19 protein-coding genes are annotated in these 18421 nt (G+C 71.1%); 12 read left to right on the top strand and 7 right to left on the bottom strand.

Translation table 11 applies throughout. The features are described 5' to 3' along the window. Positions 1–18 precede the first annotated feature (18 nt). Complete coding sequence (locus JNX00_RS08420) at positions 19–684, bottom strand: DsbA family oxidoreductase (protein WP_204744673.1); 666 nt, start codon at positions 682–684, stop codon at positions 19–21. Positions 685–775: 91 nt separating this feature from the next. Here JNX00_RS08420 and aroE point away from each other — a divergent pair, with 91 nt between their 5' ends. The 3 genes from aroE to JNX00_RS08405 are packed head-to-tail and all read left to right on the top strand — an operon-like array spanning position 776 to position 2976. Next, entirely contained in the window at positions 776–1600 is an 825-nt protein-coding gene (aroE, locus tag JNX00_RS08415) for a shikimate dehydrogenase (RefSeq protein WP_204744672.1), read from the top strand. A 30-nt stretch (positions 1601–1630) separates the two neighbouring features. Then, positions 1631–2089 carry a type II 3-dehydroquinate dehydratase gene (gene aroQ / locus JNX00_RS08410; RefSeq protein WP_070398160.1) on the top strand — a complete coding sequence of 153 codons (459 nt, stop codon included), beginning with the start codon at positions 1631–1633 and terminating at the stop codon, positions 2087–2089. Then, entirely contained in the window at positions 2086–2976 is an 891-nt protein-coding gene (locus JNX00_RS08405; protein WP_070398161.1) for a DMT family transporter, read from the top strand. The genes aroQ and JNX00_RS08405 overlap by 4 nt, the downstream gene beginning before the upstream one ends. Here JNX00_RS08405 and JNX00_RS08400 read toward each other — a convergent pair. From JNX00_RS08400 to JNX00_RS08385, 4 genes are all read right to left on the bottom strand, one after another. Next, the gene (locus JNX00_RS08400) at positions 2933–4111 is read right to left on the bottom strand and encodes an MFS transporter (RefSeq protein WP_204744671.1); all 1179 of its coding nucleotides are present in this window, start codon (positions 4109–4111) and stop codon (positions 2933–2935) included. The genes JNX00_RS08405 and JNX00_RS08400 overlap by 44 nt on opposite strands. Beyond that, positions 4104–5204, bottom strand: coding sequence for a chorismate synthase (gene aroC, locus JNX00_RS08395; protein WP_204744670.1), 1101 nt, complete (start codon positions 5202–5204; stop codon positions 4104–4106). Before aroC ends, JNX00_RS08400 begins: the two co-directional genes overlap by 8 nt. Before the next feature lie 137 nt (positions 5205–5341). Then, complete coding sequence (catB, locus tag JNX00_RS08390; RefSeq protein WP_070398164.1) at positions 5342–5980, bottom strand: type B chloramphenicol O-acetyltransferase; 639 nt, start codon at positions 5978–5980, stop codon at positions 5342–5344. Positions 5981–6364: 384 nt separating this feature from the next. Beyond that, entirely contained in the window at positions 6365–6844 is a 480-nt protein-coding gene (locus tag JNX00_RS08385) for a CBS domain-containing protein (RefSeq protein ID WP_070398165.1), read from the bottom strand. Between the two features lie 183 nt (positions 6845–7027). Here JNX00_RS08385 and JNX00_RS08380 point away from each other — a divergent pair, with 183 nt between their 5' ends. From JNX00_RS08380 to JNX00_RS08370, 3 genes are all read left to right on the top strand, one after another. Continuing rightward, on the top strand, positions 7028–8338 hold the full coding sequence (locus JNX00_RS08380) for an O-acetylhomoserine aminocarboxypropyltransferase (RefSeq protein WP_204744669.1): 1311 nt from the start codon (positions 7028–7030) through the stop codon (positions 8336–8338). A gap of 90 nt (positions 8339–8428) precedes the next feature. Further along, positions 8429–9247, top strand: coding sequence for an alpha/beta hydrolase (locus JNX00_RS08375; protein ID WP_070398167.1), 819 nt, complete (start codon positions 8429–8431; stop codon positions 9245–9247). After that, on the top strand, positions 9244–10521 hold the full coding sequence (locus JNX00_RS08370; protein ID WP_204744668.1) for a cytochrome P450: 1278 nt from the start codon (positions 9244–9246) through the stop codon (positions 10519–10521). Before JNX00_RS08375 ends, JNX00_RS08370 begins: the two co-directional genes overlap by 4 nt. 13 nt (positions 10522–10534) lie before the next feature. Here the strand turns inward: JNX00_RS08370 and JNX00_RS08365 are convergent, their stop codons facing one another. Further along, positions 10535–11776, bottom strand: a complete 1242-nt coding sequence (locus JNX00_RS08365; RefSeq protein WP_070398169.1) for a YihY family inner membrane protein — start codon at positions 11774–11776, stop codon at positions 10535–10537. A gap of 38 nt (positions 11777–11814) precedes the next feature. Between JNX00_RS08365 and JNX00_RS08360 the strand changes: the two genes are divergently transcribed. The 6 genes from JNX00_RS08360 (at position 11815) to xth (ending at position 16847) form a co-directional block, all read left to right on the top strand. Next, the gene (locus tag JNX00_RS08360; protein ID WP_070398170.1) at positions 11815–12258 is read left to right on the top strand and encodes a DUF2069 domain-containing protein; all 444 of its coding nucleotides are present in this window, start codon (positions 11815–11817) and stop codon (positions 12256–12258) included. Continuing rightward, positions 12255–13673 (top strand): FAD-binding oxidoreductase, encoded by a 1419-nt coding sequence (locus JNX00_RS08355; protein ID WP_204744667.1) that lies wholly within the window; start codon positions 12255–12257, stop codon positions 13671–13673. The genes JNX00_RS08360 and JNX00_RS08355 overlap by 4 nt, the downstream gene beginning before the upstream one ends. Then, complete coding sequence (locus JNX00_RS08350; protein WP_239478281.1) at positions 13670–14668, top strand: transglycosylase SLT domain-containing protein; 999 nt, start codon at positions 13670–13672, stop codon at positions 14666–14668. The genes JNX00_RS08355 and JNX00_RS08350 overlap by 4 nt, the downstream gene beginning before the upstream one ends. A 63-nt stretch (positions 14669–14731) precedes the next feature. Beyond that, positions 14732–15547 carry a thymidylate synthase gene (locus JNX00_RS08345; protein ID WP_070398266.1) on the top strand — a complete coding sequence of 272 codons (816 nt, stop codon included), beginning with the start codon at positions 14732–14734 and terminating at the stop codon, positions 15545–15547. 5 nt (positions 15548–15552) lie between these two features. Beyond that, complete coding sequence (locus JNX00_RS08340; RefSeq protein ID WP_204744666.1) at positions 15553–16074, top strand: dihydrofolate reductase; 522 nt, start codon at positions 15553–15555, stop codon at positions 16072–16074. Then, complete coding sequence (gene xth / locus JNX00_RS08335) at positions 16071–16847, top strand: exodeoxyribonuclease III (protein WP_204744665.1); 777 nt, start codon at positions 16071–16073, stop codon at positions 16845–16847. The genes JNX00_RS08340 and xth overlap by 4 nt, the downstream gene beginning before the upstream one ends. A gap of 15 nt (positions 16848–16862) precedes the next feature. Here xth and ntrC read toward each other — a convergent pair whose 3' ends face one another. Further along, complete coding sequence (gene ntrC / locus JNX00_RS08330; RefSeq protein ID WP_204744664.1) at positions 16863–18404, bottom strand: nitrogen regulation protein NR(I); 1542 nt, start codon at positions 18402–18404, stop codon at positions 16863–16865. Between the last annotated feature and the right edge of the window lie 17 nt (positions 18405–18421).

Below are 18421 nucleotides of genomic sequence, written 5' to 3'. Positions count from 1 at the left end.
CCCCGCGCCGCCGCGCGATCACTCCACCTGCCCGGCCGCGATCTGCCGCAGCGCCTGCTCGTAGGCCGCCGCCGGCTGACCGCCCGAGATCAGGTGGCGGTCGTTGACGATCACCGCCGGCACCGCGTGGATGCCGTGCGACAGGTAGAACTGCTCGCGCTCGCGCACGTCCTGCGCGAATTCGTCGCTGGCCAGAATGGCCTGGGCGCGCGCTTCGTCCAGCCCCGCCTCGCGCACGCAGGCCAGCAGCACATCGTGGTGGCCCATGGCCTCGCTGCGCGTGTGACAGGCGGCCATCAGCGCCTTCTTGAGCGCGTGCTGCCGCCCGGGCGCGCCCTCTTCGGCCGCCCAGTGCAGCAGGCGGTGGGCGTCGAAGGTGTTCCAGATACGGCCCCGGCCGGCGGGATTGAAGCTGAAGCCCACCTCGGCGCCACGCGCGGCGATGGTCCCGCGGATCTGGGCCTGCTGCTCGGGCGTGCTGCCGTACTTTTCCGTCAGGTGCTCGCCGATGTCCTGGCCCTCGGCGCCCATCGCCGGGTTCAGCTCGAAGGGCTGGAAGCTGATGTCGGCCGCAACCTGGCCATCGAGCCGTCTCAGGGCCTGCTCCAGCCCGCCGAGGCCGATGGCGCACCAGGGGCAGGAGACGTCGGAGACGAAATCGATCTTGAGGCGTGGGGTGTTCATGGCCGAATTGTCCCGCCCGGCGCTGCGAGACAATGCCGGGTTCCCCGCAAAGACCCTGTCCGCAGGGCGTGTTAGCCCCGAGGCCCCACCCATGACCGACCGCTACGCCGTCATCGGCCACCCGATCTCGCACAGCAAGTCCCCGCAGATCCACGCCGCCTTCGCCCAGGCCACCGGGCAGGACATCGCCTACACCGCCATCGAGGCGCCGCTGGACGGCTTCGCGGCCACGCTGCGGGCCTTTCGCGAACAGGGCGGGCGCGGCGCCAACGTCACCCTGCCCTTCAAGCTGCAGGCCTGCGAACTGGCCACCGACCCGAGCGAGGCCGCGCGCCTAGCCGGCGCGGCCAACGCCCTGCGCTTCGAGCCGGGCGATCGCATCCGCGCCGAGAATTTCGACGGCGTCGGCCTGGTCAACGACATCCAGCGCAACCTGGGCCACGCGCTCAAGGGCCGGCGCGTGCTGCTGCTGGGCGCGGGCGGCGCCACGCGCGGCGCGCTGCTGCCCATCGCGCAGCAGGGCCCGGCCGCGCTGGCCGTGGCCAACCGCACGGCCGACAAGGCGCACGCGCTGCGCGCCGATTTCGCCGCCCACGCCACGCTGCAGAGCGGCGGCTACGCGGACCTCGCGGGCGAGCGCTTCGACGTGGTGATCAACGCCACCTCGGCCGGCCTGTCCGGCGAGGCCCTGCCCCTGCCCGGCGGCCTGTTCGCGCCCGGCGCCCTCGCCTACGACATGGTCTACGGCAAGGGCCTGACCCCGTTCCTGCGGCAGGCGCGCGAGGCCGGGGTGCACGCGCTGGCCGACGGCGTGGGCATGCTGGTGGAACAGGCGGCCGAGGCCTTCGCCTGGTGGCGCGGCGTGCGCCCGGGCACGCGCGAGGTGATCGCACGGCTGTCGGTGCCGCTGGTTTAAAGTCGGTCGGATCACAAGGAAAGCCCGTCCATGCCCGCCATCCTGCTGCTCAACGGCCCCAACCTGAACCTGCTCGGCACGCGCGAGCCCGCCACCTACGGCGCGGCCACGCTGGCCGACGTGGAGGCCAGCTGCCGCGCCACCGCCGAGCGCCTGGGCCACACGCTGGAGGCGCTGCAGAGCAACCACGAGGGCGCGCTGATCGACGCCATCCACGCCGCCGGCCGGCGCTTCAAGGCCGGCGAGCTGCTGGGCGTGGTGATGAACCCCGGCGCCTACACCCACACCTCCATCGCGCTGCACGACGCCATCGCCGGCGTCGCGCCGCTGCCGGTGATGGAGGTGCACATCTCCAACGTGCACGCGCGCGAGGCCTTCCGCCACCACTCCTACGTGTCGCCGGTGGCGGCGGGCATCGTGGTCGGTTTCGGCGTCGCGGGCTACGAACTCGCGATCGAAGGGCTGGTCCGCAAGGCCGCCGCCCGGTGAAAACCCGCCACTTCGCCCAGCTCGTCGGGCTGTCGGCGCTCTGGGGGGCTTCCTTCCTGTTCCTGCGCATCGCCACGCCGGCGCTCACGCCGCTGCCGCTGGCCGGCATCCGCGTGGCGCTGGCGCTGGTGGTGCTCACCATCGTCATGCGCGCGCTGGGCCAGCGCTGGCCCTGGAAGCACTGGCGCGAGCTGCTGGGGCTGGGCACGCTCACCGTGGTCCTACCCTTCCTGCTCTACGCCTGGGCCGCGCTGTACCTGCCGGCCGGCTACAGCGCCCTGCTCAACACCACGGCCGTGCTGTTCGGCACCCTGGCCGCCGCCTGGCTGAAGGAAGACACGCTGACGCGCCACAAGCTCATCGGCTGCGCCCTGGGTTTCGTGGGCGTGGGGCTCATCGTGCAACTGGGCCCGGTGCGGCTCGATGGCCCGACCATCCTGGCCGTGCTGGCCTGCATCGCCGCCTCGGCCGGCTACGGGGCCTCCACGCCGCTGATGAAGCGCGCCACCACGCGCATGGAGCCGCTGGCCATCGCGGCCGGCCTGCACGCCGGCGCCCTGGTGTTCCTGCTGCCCGGCGCGGCCTGGGCCTGGCCGCAGGCCACGTTCACGCCGGCCGCGCTCATGGCGGTGGGCGTGCTGGGCATCGTCACCTCGGGCACCGCCTACTGGGTCCACCTGCGCATCCTGCGCCACGTTTCGCCGGTGGCGGCCATCAGCCCGGCCTTCATGATCCCGATCTTCGGCGTCACCTGGGGTCACCTGTTCCTGGGCGAGGAGCTCTCCAGCGGCCTGTTCATCGGCGGCGCGCTGGTGCTGGTGGCCACGGGCCTGGTGACGGGCTTCAACCCGTTCCGCCGCTGGCTCGCGTCAACGCCCGCACCCTGAGCGCGCAAGCGGCGGCCACCAGCCCGCAGAGCGCGCCCAGCCAGAACACGCTGGCCAGGCCGAAGCGGCTGGACACCAGGCCGCCCAGCAGGCCGCCGGTGACGCCCGACAGGCCGTAGCCCAGCACCGCGTACAGCGCCTGCCCGCGCCCGCGCAGGCGACCCGGGAAGTGCTCGCTGATCCAGGCGATGCAGACCGTGTGGTGCGCCGCGAAGGTGATGGCGTGCGTCAGCTGCGCCAGCGCCAGCAGCGGCCACACCGACGGCAGCCCGGCCGTGACCGCCATGCGCAGCGCGGTGAGCGCGCCGCCCAGCGCCAGCCAGCCCGGCAAAGACAGGGCGGGCATCCAGCGCCCCTGGGTGAGGAACCAGCCGATCTCCACCAGCACCGAGGCGGCCCAGAACGCGCCGATGGCCGACTTGGGGTAGCCCAGCGCGTCCAGGTGCAGCGAGAAGAAGACGTAGATGAACACGTGCGCGAGCACGTGAAAGAACACGGCCGCGAAGAACCAGCGCATGCGCGGCTGGCGCAGCACGGGCCCGATCGGCTCGGCCCTGGCCTGGTGCGCGGCGGGCTCGCGCGCGTCGGGCAGCAGCCAGGTGCTCAGCGCCACGGCGGCCAGGCTGAGCGAGGTCCAGGCCGCGAAGCTGCCCATGCCGAAGGCCTGGAACCAGGCGCCGGCCGCCAGCACCGTGACCAGGAAGCCCAGCGAGCCCCAGACCCGCACGCGGCCGTAGCGGCGCACGTCCAGCCGGCCATCGCGGCTCACCTGCTGGGCCAGCACAGCCTCGCTCATGGGCATCATGCCGCTGGTGTGGGTGAACATCAGCAGCAGCACCACGAACAGCAGCGGGCCGCTCAGTTCGAACCACAGGCCCAGCGAGCACAGCAGCGCCACGCCGGCGCCCACCCGCAGCAGGCGCACGCGCTCGCCGGTGTGGTCGCTCAGCCAGCCCCAGCCATAGGGCGCGAACAGGCGCGTGGCCGCCTGCACCGAGGTGAGCACGCTGATGGCCAGCAGGCCGAAGCCCAGGTCCTTGAGCCAGAGCGGCAGGTACGGATTGAAGAAACCGATGTGCGCGAAGTAACTGCCCGACAGCGCGCAGAAGGCAAAGAGCCGGCCGCGCTCAGCCACGGGCGCGCGCGGCGATGTCCGGTGTGTCCGTGCGCACGTCGCCGCACTGCGCGCGGTGCAGCAGCGCGTGGTCCATGACGACCAGGGCCAGCAGGGCCTCGGCGATGGGGGTGGCGCGGATGCCCACGCAAGGGTCGTGGCGGCCCTTGGTGATGAGCTCGGTGCTCTTGCCCTCGATGTCGATGCTCTCGCGCGGCACCAGGATGGAGCTCGTGGGCTTGATGGCGATCTGCACCTCCAGGTCCTGCCCGGTGCTGATGCCGCCCAGCACGCCGCCGGCCTTGTTGGCCGCGAAGCCCTCGGGCGTGAGGCTGTCGCCGTGCGTGCTGCCGAAGTCGGCCACGCTGGCGAAGCCGGCGCCGATCTCCACGCCCTTGACCGCGTTCAGGCCCATCAGGGCGTGCGCGATGTCGGCGTCGAGCCGGTCGTACAGCGGCTCGCCCAGGCCCACGGGCATGCCGGTGGCCGTGACCCGCAGACGCGCGCCGCAGGAGTCGCCGCGCTTGCGCAGGGCGTTCATGTAGTCCTCGATGGCCGAGACGTCGGCCATGGGCGCGAAGAAGGGGTTGTGGGGCACGTGCTCCCAGCCCTCGAAGGGGATCACGAACTCGCCCACCTGCACCATGCAGCCGCGGAAGTGGGTGCCGAATTTCTGCGCCAGCCACTTCTTGGCCACGGCGCCGGCGGCCACGGTGGGGGCGGTAAGGCGGGCCGAAGAACGGCCGCCGCCGCGCGGGTCGCGGACGCCGAATTTCTGCCAGTAGGTGTAGTCGGCGTGGCCCGGGCGGAAGGTGCGGGCGATCTCGCTGTAGTCCTTGCTGCGCTGGTCGGTGTTGCGGATGAGCAGGCAGATGGGGGTGCCGGTGGTCTTGCCCTCGTACACGCCGCTGAGGATTTCCACCGCGTCGGGTTCGTTGCGCTGGGTGACGAACTTGCTGGTGCCGGGGCGGCGGCGGTCCAGGTCGCCCTGGATGTCGGTCTCGGACAGGTCCATGCCGGGCGGGCAGCCGTCGATGACGCAGCCGATGGCCGGGCCGTGGGATTCGCCGAAGTTCGTGACCCGGAACAGGGTGCCAAGGGTGTTGCCGCTCATAGGCCGCCGATTATCGGCGAGGCCCTTGCCGGGCCTGCTCCGGGGCGCTGGCCGGGATGTTCCCCGCGGCACGGCAGCATGTCCTGGGCATCGCCCAGCGCACGCAGGGTAAGGGAAACGACGCGCCCGCGTACCTGTCAGTCGGCGCCGGCCAGCCACCATCCATGCAGCGCCTCGATATCGCCGGAGCACAGCATCGGCATCGCGTCGCGGATGCGCTCGATGGGCCAGTCCCACCAGCGCATCTCCAGCAGCAATGCGATGCGTTCGTCGCTGAAGCGCTTGCGGATCGTGCGCGCGGGGTTGCCGCCGACGATGGCGTAAGGCTCGACGTCCCGCGTCACCACGGCGCGGCTGGCGATCACCGCACCGTCGCCGATGGTCACGCCAGCCATCACGATCGCCTCGGCGCCCATCCAAACATCGTTGCCTACCACGGTGTCCCCCGCGGGCTGCCACGCGTCCAGCGCCCGGGCGAAGGCCGGCTCTTCCTTCATGTAGAAGAAAGGAAACGAGGAGACCCAGTCGTACCGGTGTCCCTGGTTGCCCGCCATCACGAACGACACGCCGGTGCCGATCGAGCAGAAGCTGCCGATGCGCAGGCGATCGGCCGCGCCACCGGGCTCGGGCGAGAGATAGCGGGCGCAGTCGTCGAACGATCTGCCGTGGTAGTAGCCTGAGTAATAGCTGTAGCGGCCGACTTCGATGTTCGGGTTGGCCACCTGCTCCGAGAGGAGCTTGCCCTTGAAGGGACTGTCAAAGAAGTTGTCGTGCATGAGCCGATTGTCGGCTCATGCACGACCGCTCCCGGTCGTGTGCCGCCATCCATTTCGACGCAAAGCGGTCCGTCCCTGGGGCCGCGACGCACCGACCGCGTCGGGGCTTCTCCGCTCGCTCATCGGCCTATGGCTGAGGGCTGGGGCTGCGACGATGGGGGCGCCTGCGCGCAGCCGAGGAGCGCAGGGGACCCTTCGCGCAGCGAAGGGCTGCGCGTCGAAGCCCCCAGCGTCGCAGCCCCAGCCCTCAGCCCGCCCACCCGGGCTGCGCGCTGCGCCACGCACACCAGGTCCCGCGCCACTTCGCAGGCGATGACGCACGACCACACCACCGGCCGGGCGAGGCCGGCTCCGTCGTGTCCCGGGACGGGTGGCGGTGGGCGATCAGCGCGCGACGCGCAGCTGCGGCGGCGGGTCCGCGGGCGTCTCTTCCTCGGGCCAGTCGCGGATGTAGGCCTTGAGCATCTTGTTCTCGAAGTTCTGGCTGTCCACCACGGCCTTGGCCACGTCGTAGAAGCTGATGACGCCCATGAGCATGCGGGCCTCCATCACCGGCATGTAGCGCGTGTGCTTCTCCAGCATCATGGGCCGCACGGCTTCCAGCTCGGTCTCGGGCGTGCAGGTCATGGGGTGGTCGTCCATGACGCTGCGCACGATCTTGCCGCCCAGCTGGCCGCCGTTGGCCGCCAGCGTCTCGATCAGTTCGCGGAAGGTCAGCATGCCCACCAGCTCGCCGTGCTCCATCACGGCCAGCGAACCGATGTCGAACTGCGCCATGGTTTGCACGGCCACGTCGAGTCGTTCGTCGGGCGAGACGGTGTAGAGCGTGCCGCCCTTGACGCGCAGGATGTCGCTGACTTTCATGGTGGGTCTCCTCTGGGGGTGTCGCTTCCGCTCTGAGCGGGTGGGTCAATATAGCCCACAATCATCGTGCCCCCACGCTCCGCCGCTGCGCGGGTCGCGGCCCCCAGAGGGGGCTGATCCGCCTTGGGGCGGCCCGGCGGCGTATCGGTTTTCACTGACAGGTTCTTCTGGAGACAACACCCCATGGCAGGCCACGCCGACCCCGGCTTCGACACGCTCGCGCTGCACGCGGGCGCCGCGCCCGACCCCGCCACCGGCGCGCGCGCCGTGCCCATCCACCTCACCACCTCGTTCGTTTTCGAGTCGAGCGACCACGCCGCCGCCCTGTTCAACCTGGAACGCGCGGGCCACGTCTACAGCCGCCTGAGCAACCCCACCAACGCGGTGTTCGAGCAGCGCATGGCCGCGCTGGAAGGCGGCATCGGCGCCATCGCCACCGCCAGCGGCCAGGCCGCGCTGCACCTGGCGGTGGCCACGCTCATGGGCGCGGGCTCGCACATCGTGGCCAGCACGGCGCTGTACGGCGGCAGCCAGAACCTGCTGCACTACACCATGCGCCGCTTCGGCATCGACACCACCTTCGTCAAGCCCGGCGACATCGATGGCTGGCGCGCCGCCATCCGGCCCAACACCCGCCTGCTCTTCGGCGAAACCGTGGGCAACCCGGGCCTGGACGTGCTGGACATGCCCACCGTGGCGCAGATCGCCCACGAGGCGCGCGTGCCCTTGCTGGTGGATTCCACCCTGACAACCCCTTACCTGGTCAAGCCGCTGGAGCTGGGCGCCGACCTGGTCTACCACTCGGCCACCAAGTTCCTCAGCGGCCATGGCACCGTCATCGGCGGGGTGCTGATCGACGGCGGTAGCTTCGACTGGGACGCCGCCGGCCACTTCCCCGAGTTCAGCGCGCCCTACGACGGCTTCCACAACATGGTGTTCACCGAGGAATCCACGGTGGGCGCCTTCCTGCTGCGCGCGCGCCGCGAAGGCCTGCGCGACTTCGGCGCCTGCATGAGCCCGCACACGGCCTGGCTGATCCTGCAAGGCATCGAGACCCTGTCGCTGCGCATGGAGCGCCACCTGGACAACACCGAGAAGGTGGTGCAGTTCCTGGCCAGCCACCCGCTGGTGGGCCGCGTGGGCCACCCGCTGATCGAGTCGCACCCCAGCCACGCGCTGGCCAACCGGCTGCTGCGCTTCGGCGCGCGTGGCGCGGGTTCGGTGTTCAGCTTTGACATCAAAGGCTCGCGCGCCCAAGGGCGCGCCTTCATCGAGGCGCTCAAGCTGTTCAGCCACCTCGCCAACGTGGGCGACTGCCGCTCCTTGGTGATCCACCCGGCCAGCACCACGCACTTCCGCATGAGCGACGAGGCCCTGGCGGGCGCGGGCATCGGCCCGGGCACCATCCGCCTGTCCATCGGCCTGGAAGACGCCGACGACCTGATCGACGACCTCAAGCGCGCGCTCAAGGCCGCTGAAAAAACGGGGGCCTGAACATGTGCCCCCACGTTCATCACTTCGTGTATTCACTGCCCCCCGAGGGGGCGCAGCCCCCCCTTGGGGCGGCCCTGCGGAAGGCCTGACATGGAACTCACCGTCAACGGCGCCAAAACCTACTGCTACACCGGCGGCAAGCCCTTCGACGCCGCCCAGCCCACCGTGGTCTTCATCCACGGCGTGCTGAACGACCACAGCGTCTGGATCCTGCAGAGCCGCTACCTCGCCCACCACGGCTTCAACGTGCTCGCCGTGGACCTGCCGGGCCACGCGCGCAGCCAGGGCGAGGCGCCGGCCAGCGTGGAGGCGGCGGCCGATTTCGTCGCCGCGCTGCTGGACGCCGCCGGCGTGCAGAAGGCCGCGCTGGTGGGCCACAGCTGGGGCTCGCTGATCGCGCTGGAGGCCGCGGGCCGGCTGAAGGAGCGCATCACGCACGCCGTGCTGGTCGGCACGGCCTACCCGATGAAGGTCTCGCCGGCGCTGATCGAGGCCTCGCTGAACCAGCCCGAGAAGGCGCTGGCCATGATCAACGTCTTCAGCCGCAGCACCCTGGCCGCGCCGCCCTCGGCGCTGGGGCCGGGCACCTGGGTGTACGGCGCCAGCATGGCCCTGGGCCGGCGCGTGCTGCGCAGCAACCCGAAGGTGAACGTGTTCCACCGCGGCTTCGTGGCCTGCGACACCTATGCCCACGGCGAGGCCGCGGTGAAAGCCCTCACCTGCCCCGTGCTGTTCCTGCTCGGCGCGCAGGACCAGATGACCCAGGCCAAGGCCGCGAAGCCACTGATCGACGCCGCCCAGGCGGCCGGCAAAACCGTGAAGGTGGTCACCCTGCCCGTGGGACACCACCAGATGACCGAGACCCCCGACGCCACGCTGTTCGCGATCCGCGACTTCCTCCAGGCATGACGATCACCGCCGACCACATCACCCCGCCGATGGGCGACGCGCGCGCGCAGGCCATCGCGCAGGCCTTCGACCTGCGCGCCCTGCCGCCCGACTTCTTCACCAACCCCTACCCGGTGTACCGCGCGCTGCGCGAGCAGGACCCGGTGCGCCGCATGCCCGACGGCTCGGTCTTCCTCACGCGCTGGGCCGACCTGGCCGCCGTCTACCGCGACGCGGCCTCGTTCAGCTCCGACAAGCACGTGGAGTTCGCGCCCAAGTACGGCCTGGGCACGCCGCTGTTCGAGCACCACACCACCAGCCTGGTGTTCAACGACCCGCCGCTGCACACGCGCGTGCGCCGCCTGATCATGGGCGCGCTCACGCGCCGCGCCATCGCCGACATGGAAGCCGGTCTGATCGAGCTGGTGGACCGCCTGCTCGACGGCATCGCCGTGCACGAGGGCGGCGACCTGATCGAGGATTTCGCGTCCGCCATTCCGGTGGAGATCATCGGCAACCTGCTGGGCGTGCCGCACGCCGAGCGCGGGCCGCTGCGCGACTGGTCGCTGGCCATCCTGGGGGCGCTGGAGCCCACCCTCACCCCCGCCCAGGCCGAGCGCGGTCACCGCGCCGTGACCGAGATGTGCGACTACCTGCGCATCCTGGTGGCCGCGCGCCGCCAGGCCCCGGGCGACCCGGAGCGCGACGTGCTCACGCGCCTGATCCAGGGCGAGGCGGACGGCGAGCAGCTCAGCGAGGTGGAGCTGCTGCAGAACTGCATCTTCCTGCTCAACGCCGGCCACGAGACCACCACCAACCTGATCGGCAACGCCCTGGTGGCGCTGCAGGAGCACCCCGCGGTGCGCGAGCGGCTGCTGCAGCGCCTGGGCGGCGAGGACGAGGTGGCCGTGCTGGACCGCGCGGTGGACGAGTTCCTGCGCTACGAATCGTCCAACCAGCTCGGCAACCGCCGCGCGGTGAAGGACGTGAGCATCGGCGGCGTGGACCTGCCCGCGGGCACGCTGGTCACGCTGTGCATCGGCGCGGCCAACCGCGACCCGGCGCAGTTCGCCGACCCCGAGGCGCTGGACATCGCGCGCGAGCCCAACAAGCACCTGGCCTTCGGCTTTGGCATCCACCAGTGCGCCGGCCTGAGCCTGGCGCGGCTGGAGGGCCGCATCGCCATCGGGCGCTTCCTGCACCGCTTCCCGAACTACCGGCTCACGGCCGCGCCCACGCGCGGCGGGCGGGCGCGCTTCCGGGGGTTTCTGGCGGCACCGTTCGCGGCGGGCTGAGGCGCGCCGCGCCTCAGCGCAGCGCCATCGCCTCCGGCAAGGCCTCGGCCACGGTCATCCCCGCCCAGCGGCTTTGCTCCCACAGGCGCGCCGTGGGGCCCTGGCGCGCCAGCAGCAGGCGCTCCATCAAGGGGCCCAGCGCCGTGTGGTCGGGGTCGATGAGCAGCACGTAGCGCTCGCCCTCCTCGTCCAGCCGGCCCAGCCAGTCGAGCGCGACCAGCGCCGCCACGGGCTCCTCCAGCTGCAGGGCCTCCACGCGCAGGGAGGCGGCCAGCGCCTCCAGGCTTTGGCCGCGCGGCGCCTCGGCGCGCGCGGCGCCGAGCTGCGCCAGCACCTCCAGCGCGAGCTGGAAGTTCCAGCCCGGCGAATCGCCGCGCCGCGCCACGCCCCGCAGCAGGCTCGGCAGGTAGGCCGCGATCACCGCGCCCAGCAGCACGATCACCCAGGCCAGGTAGATCCACACCAGCAGGATGGGCGCCGTGGCGAAGGTGCCGTACAGCACCGAAAAGGTCGGCACCTGTTTCAGGTACCAGGCCAGCAGCTCCTTCGCCAGTTCCAGCGCCACCGCGGCGAAGAAGCCGCCCGCCAGCGCATGGCTCCAGCGCACGCGCGTGTTCGGCACGTAGCGGTACAGGGCCGCCAGGCCGCCGGTCACCAGCAGCAGCTGCAGCGAGTCGAGCAGGAAGCCCAGCGGGGCGGGCAGCGCCGCCGCGTGGCGCGCACTGCCGATGGCGTAGGTGGTCGCCGCCGTGCTGGCCGTCAGCAGCAGCGGCCCCAGCGTTAACACGGCCCAGTACACCAGGATGCGCTGCGTCACCGGGCGCGGCTGGCGCACGCGCCAGATGTCGTTGAGCTTGCGGTCGATGGTGAGGATCAGCGCCAGCGCCGTCACCAGCAGCGCCAGCGCGCCCGCGCCGCCCATCTGCGTGGCCTTGGCCGCGAACTGGTTCAGGTACATCAGCACCGGGCGGGCGATGCTCTCGGGCACCAGGCTTTCGACCAGGTTGCGCTGCAGGTTGCGCTGCAGGCGATCGAACATGGGAAAGGCGCTGAAAATGGCCAGCGCCACCGTGAACAGCGGCACCAGCGAGATGGTGGTGGTGAAGGTCAGGCTGCTGGCGGTGATGCCCAGCCGGTCCTCGCGGAAGCGCTCGCGCAGGGTGATGGCCGTGGTGCGCCAGGGAAAACGCAGCGCGCCGTGCCAGGCGTCGCGCGCCAGTTCGCGCAGGGTGTCGAGGCGCTCGGACAGGGTCATGCCGGTATCATGCCAGCCTCATTTTTCGCCCCGCCCGCATGCCTTCCATCGACTCCACCACGGCTTCGCGCGTGGCCTTCACCCGCCGCCTCGCGGTGGCCTGCCTCGTCGGCCTGATCGTGCTGGGCCTGGCCTGGGAACTGTGGCTGGCGCCGCTGCGCGAAGGCGGCTCCTGGTGGGCGCTGAAGGTGCTGCCGCTGACCCTGCCGCTGGCCGGCCTGCTCAAGAACCGCATGTACACCTACCGCTGGCTCAGCCTGCTGGTCTGGCTGTACTTCACCGAAGGCGTGGTGCGCGCCACCAGCGGCGAAAGCGCCCTGTCCACCGCCCTGGCCGCCGGGCAGACCCTGCTGTGCCTGCTGCTCTTCGTGGCCTGCGCGCTGCACGTGCGCATCCGCCTGCGCGCCGCCGGCCCCGAGGCCGTGGCGGCCGACGTGGCCGCCGCCAACGAGGCCGCCGAGCGCGCGGCCGGCCAGCCATGAGCGGCGCCTTGCTGGCCGCCCTGCGCGAGGCCGTGGGCGCCGCCCATGTGCTCACGCGCGACACCCACGACCTGGGCGCCTACGAGCGCGACTGGCGCCAGCGCGCGCACGGCCACGCGCTGGCGGTGGTGCGCCCCGGCGCCACCGCCGAGGTGGCCGCCGTGGTCCGCGCCTGCGCCGCGCACGGCGCCAGCCTGGTGCCCCAGGGCGGCAACACCGGCCTGGTGGTGGGCTCGGTGCCCGACGGCAGCGGCACCCAGGTGGTGCTGAGCCTGCAGCGCATGAACGCCGTGCGCGCCATCGACCGGGCCAATCTCACACTGACGGTCGAGGCCGGCTGCGTGCTGCAGTCCGTGCAGCAGGCGGCCGAGGCCGAGGGCCTGCTGTTCCCGCTGAGCCTGGCGGCCGAGGGCAGTTGCACCATCGGCGGCAACCTGGCCACCAACGCCGGCGGGACCCAGGTGCTGCGCTACGGCAATGCGCGCGATCTGTGCCTGGGGCTGGAGGTGGTGACGCCCGATGGCGAGGTCTGGCATGGCCTCACCGGCCTGCGCAAGGACAACACCGGCTACGACCTGCGCGACCTGTTCGTGGGCAGCGAGGGCACGCTGGGCGTCATCACCGCGGCCACGCTCAAGCTCTTTCCGCCGCCCGCGGCCAGGCTCACGGCCTGGGCGGCCGTGCCCACGCTGCAGTCCGCCGTCGATCTGCTGGGCCTGGCGCAGCAGCGCCTGGCCGCCGGGCTCACCGGCTTCGAGGTGATGGGCCAGTTTGCGCTCTCACTGGTCGACCGGCACATGCCTCCATTGCGCGTGCCCCTGTGGCGGGAGTCGCCGTACTGCGTGCTGCTGGAAAACAGCGACAGCGAGGGCGAGGACCACGCCCGCACCCAGTTCGAAGGCCTGCTGGAGGCCGCCATCGAGCGGGGCCTGGTGAGCGACGCCGTGGTGGCCGAGTCCATCGCCCAGGCGCATGGCCTGTGGCACATCCGCGAGAGCATCCCGCTGGCGCAGGCGCAGGAAGGCCTGAACATCAAGCACGACATCAGCCTGCCGGTGTCGCGCATCCCCGCCTTCTGCGACGAGACCGACGCCCGGCTGGCGCGCGAGATCCCGGGTGTGCGCCTGGTCAACTTCGGCCACCTGGGCGACGGCAACCTTCACTACAACGTGCAGGCGCCGGCCGGCGTAGATGCCAAAAAGTTCCTCCAACAGGAGGAAACGCGGGTCAACCAACTGGTGTTCGACGCCGTGGCTCGCTACGATGGTTCGATCAGCGCCGAGCACGGCGTGGGCAGCCTCAAGGTGGAGCACCTGGCGCACTTCAAGGACCCGGTCGCGCTCGCGCTGATGCGCCGCATCAAGCAGGCCATCGACCCCCACAACCGCCTCAACCCCGGCCGAGTGATCCAGTGACACACCTTCGCCACGCGTCGCGCGCCCCCCTCGAGGGAGTGGTGCCCGCGGGCCGGCCCGACCGGCCCCGGGGCGCCTCGCGGCTCGCCCTGGGCGCGCTCGCCCTGGGCCTGCTCGCGGGCCCCGCGCAGGCGGCGGCCGACGCCAGCGAACGCCAGGCCTGGCGCGAACAGGCCGTGGCGCTGGAGCACGGCGAGGGCGTGGCGCGCGACATGGCGGCGGCCATGCGCCTGTACTGCCAGGCCGCGCTGGCCGGCGACGCGCCATCGGCCTGGAACCTCGGCTGGATCCACGCCAACGGCCGTGGCGTGCCGCGCAACGACGGCCTGGCCGCCCACTGGTTCGCGCGCGCCGCCCTGTTGGGCGACGACAAGGCCGAGGCCATGTTCCAGCGCCTTGGAGTGCCCGCCGACAAGCCCGACTGCGTGCGCGAGGCCGAGGCGCGCGAGTCCCGCCTCGCCGCCGACCAGGCCGAGCAGCAGCGCCAGGCCGAGGAGAAGCAGGCCCTGTCCACCGCCTACCGCGCGCACGTGGACACGGCCGAGCAGCAGCGCATCATGAAGATCGTCTACAAGCTCGCGCCGCGCTACGGCCTGGAGCCCGGGCTGGTCTACGCGGTCATCCGCGCCGAATCCAACTTCAACGTCAACGCCCTTTCCGACAAGAACGCCCAGGGGCTGATGCAGCTGATCCCCGAGACCGCGGCGCGCTTCGCGGTCAGCAAGCCCTTCGACGCCGAGCAGAACATCCGCGGCGGCATGGCCTACCTGCGCTGGCTGCTGTCCTACTTCCGAGGCCAGGTGCCGCTGGCCGTGGCCGCCTACAACGCGGGCGAGGGCGCGGTCGACAAGTACGGCGGCGTGCCGCCCTTCGCCGAAACGCGCGACTACGTCCGCCGCATCCAGCGCTTCTTCGCGCTCACCGAGCACCCCTTCGACGCCCGCTTGACGGCGCCTTCGCCCCTGCTGCTGCAGCCGGTATCCGCGCAGCGCTGACGGCAGCGGCGCGGGCCGGTGCACAATGCCGGCGACCCGCGCCACCTCTCCCGCGCCACCCCCATGACCGCCCCCCGCCCCGCCCGCTCCCAATACGAAGACTTCATGCGCCACGTGTTCACCACGGGCGTGCCCAAGACCGACCGCACCGGCACGGGCACCGTCAGCGTGTTCGGGCACCAGATGCGCTTCGACCTGAAGGAAGGCTTCCCCCTGGTCACCACCAAGAAGGTCTTCACCAAGGCCATCATCGTGGAGCTGCTGTGGTTCCTGCGCGGCGACAGCAACGTGAAGTGGCTGCAGGAGCGCGGCTGCACCATCTGGGACGAATGGGCGCGCGAAGACGGCGACCTCGGCCCGGTGTACGGCGTGCAGTGGCGCAGCTGGCCCACGCCCGACGGCGGCCACATCGACCAGATCGCCGAGGTGGTCAAGCAGCTCAAGACCAACCCCGACTCGCGCCGCATCATCGTCAGCGCCTGGAACGTGGCCGACCTGAACAAGATGGCGCTGATGCCCTGCCACGCCTTCTTCCAGTTCTACGTGGCCGACGGCCGGCTGAGCTGCCAGCTCTACCAGCGCAGCGCCGACATCTTCCTCGGCGTGCCGTTCAACATCGCCAGCTACGCCCTGCTCACGCACATGCTCGCGCAGCAGTGCGATCTGGAGGTGGGCGAGTTCATCTGGACGGGCGGCGACTGCCACATCTACAGCAACCACCGCGAGCAGGTGCAGGAACAGCTTTCGCGCGCGCCTTACCCCTACCCCACGCTGCGCATCAAGCGCCGCCCCGATTCGATCTTCGACTACACGCTCGAGGACTTCGAGATCCTGGACTACCAGCACCACGCGGCCATCAAGGCACCCGTCGCGGTCTGAGCGCCATGCCGCGCCTCCACCTGATCTATGCCCGCGCCGCGAACGGCGTGATCGGCAAGGACAACGCCCTGCCCTGGCGCCTGCCCGAGGACATGGCGCACTTCAAGCGCCAGACCCTGGGCCACCCGGTGCTCATGGGCCGCAAGACCTGGGACTCGCTGCCGCCGCGCTTTCGGCCGCTGCCGGGGCGCCGCAATCTCGTGCTCACGCGCGATCCGTCGTGGCGGGCCGAGGGCGCCCTGCGGGTGGGCTCGATCGACGAAGCGCTGGCCCTGTGCGCCGACGCGCCCGAGGTCTGGGTGATCGGCGGCGCCGAGGTCTACCGCCAGGCCCTGCCGCGCGCGCAGCGCGTGGTGGTGACCGAGATCGCGCGCGACTTCGAGGGCGACGCCTTCATGCCCGCGCTGGGCCCCGAGTGGCGCGAAACGGCGCGCGAGGCCCACACCGCCGCGAACGGTCTGCCCTTCGCCTTCGTCAGCCACGACCGTGCGGCCGCTCGACCCGATACGCAAAGACAAGAACCATGAAGCTCGCCACCTGGAACATCAACTCCCTCGCCGTGCGCCTGCCCCAGGTGCTGGACTGGCTCGCCGCCAACCCCGTTGACGCGCTCGGCCTGCAAGAGCTCAAACTGGTGGACGAGAAGTTTCCGTTCGACGCCTTGAAGGAGGCTGGCTACCACGCCGCGGCCTTCGGCCAGAAGACGTACAACGGGGTGGCAATCCTGAGCCGCACGCCGATCACGGATGTGGTGCGCAACATCCCGCAGCACACCGACGACCAGTCGCGCGTGATCGCAGGGACCCTGGACACACCTGACGGGCCCCTGCGCCTGGTCAACTGCTACTTCGTCAACGGCCAGGCGCCTGGCACCGAAAAGTTCGCCTACAAGATGCGCTGGCTGGAGGCCCTGCACCGCTGGCTGCAGGAGGAGTTGAAGGTGCACCCCCGCCTGGTGCTGCTCGGCGACTTCAATGTCGCGCCCGAAGACCGCGACTCCTACGACCCCGTGGGCCTGAAGGACACGATCCACCACACGGTGGAAGAGCGCCAGCACTTCCAGGCCCTGCTCCAACTGGGGTTGACGGACGCCTTCCGCCTGTTCGAACAGCCCGAGAAGAGCTATTCGTGGTGGGACTACCGCATGCTCGGCTTCCAGAAGAACCGGGGGCTGCGCATCGACCACATCCTGGTGAGCGAGACCCTGCGCGGCCGCGTGACGGCCTGCCAGATCGACCGGCTGCCGCGGAAAAACCCGCAGCCCAGCGACCACGCGCCGGTGGTGCTCACGCTCGGTTGAGCCCCAAGGGATGGATCACTCCATCCCCAGTTCCTGGATCTTTCGCGTGATGGTGTTGCGGCCGATGCCCAGCTTGTGGGCGGCCTCGATGCGCCGCCCGCGCGTGTTCGCGAGCGCGGTCTGGATCAGCCGGGTTTCGAAGCGCCGCGTGAGCACGTCCCACACATCGGTGCGGCCGTTTTCCAGCAAGGCCAGGGCCTCGGCCTGAAGGCCGGCCTCCCAGGCGGCCGGCGCGCTCTCCGCTGGCGGCGCGTCCACGGGGGCGGGGGTGGCCTGAGGCGCCGGCGCCCCAGGCGCCACCATCGCGGGCCCGTTCACGGCCACCACTTCCGCCGGCCGCGTGACCGGCACCGGCGCGCTGACCACCCCACCCGACACGTCGGTCGCTCCGACGGCATGGAGCACCTCGGGCGGCAGGTCCTTGACCTCGATCACCTGGGCCGGCGCCATCACGGTCAGCCAGTGGCAGACGTTCTCGAGTTGGCGCACGTTGCCCGGGAAATCGAAACCGCTGAGCAGCTTGAGCGCCGGCTCGGCGATGCGCTTGGGCTCCACGCCGAGCTGTTTGGCGCTTTGCTGCAGGAAGAAGCGCGTGAGCATCGGGATGTCTTCCCGCCGCTCGCGCAGCGCGGGCAGGCGCAGGCGGATGACATTGAGGCGGTGGAACAGGTCCTCGCGGAACACGCCTTCCTTCACCCGCTGCTCGAGGTTCTGGTGCGTGGCGGCGATGACCCGCACGTTGGCGCGCACCGCGCTGTGTCCCCCCACACGGTAGAAGTGCCCGTCGGACAGCACGCGCAGCAGGCGCGTCTGCAGGTCGAAGGGCATGTCGCCGATCTCGTCGAGGAACAGCGTGCCACCGTCGGCCTGCTCGAAGCGGCCGCGGCGCATGGTCTGCGCGCCGGTAAAGGCGCCGCGCTCGTGGCCGAACAGCTCGCTCTCCAGCAGATCCTTGGGAATGGCGGCGGTGTTGATCGCAACGAAGGGGCCGTTGGCGCGCGGCGAGTGCTTGTGCAGCGCGCGCGCCACCAGCTCCTTGCCCGAGCCCGACTCACCCGTGATCAGCACCGTGACCTGGCTCTGGCTGAGGCGGCCGATGGCGCGGAAGACGTCCTGCATGGCCGGGGCCTGGCCCAGCATCTCGGGTGCCGCGCTCAGCCGCTCCTCGGACACCTCCTCGCGCAGGCTTTCGTCGACGGCGCGGCGGATCAATTCGACCGCCTTGGTCAGATCGAAGGGTTTGGGCAGGTACTCGAAGGCGCCGCCCTGGAAGGCCGCGACCGCGCTGTCGAGGTCGGAGAAGGCCGTCATGATGATGACTGGCAGCAGAGGGAAACGCGCCTTGACCTTCTCCAGCAGGTCCAGGCCGGAGCCCCCCGGCATGCGGATGTCGCTCACCAGGATCTGCGGGCCGTCGGTGTCGCCCGGGTCGCTCAGGGCCTTGAGCACTTCTGGCGCGCTCGTGAAACTGCGGGTGGGCAGGTTCTCGCGGAGCAAAGCCTTCTCGAGAACGAAGCGGATGGACTGGTCGTCATCCACTATCCAGATCGGCTTCATGTATCGGTCGTCCCTTC

This window comes from Hydrogenophaga sp. YM1 (assembly GCF_016903055.1).
Classification (GTDB): domain Bacteria; phylum Pseudomonadota; class Gammaproteobacteria; order Burkholderiales; family Burkholderiaceae_C; genus Hydrogenophaga; species Hydrogenophaga borbori.
Note: the sequence above shows the minus strand (reverse complement) of the source record. Positions and strands in the feature narration are given on the sequence as shown.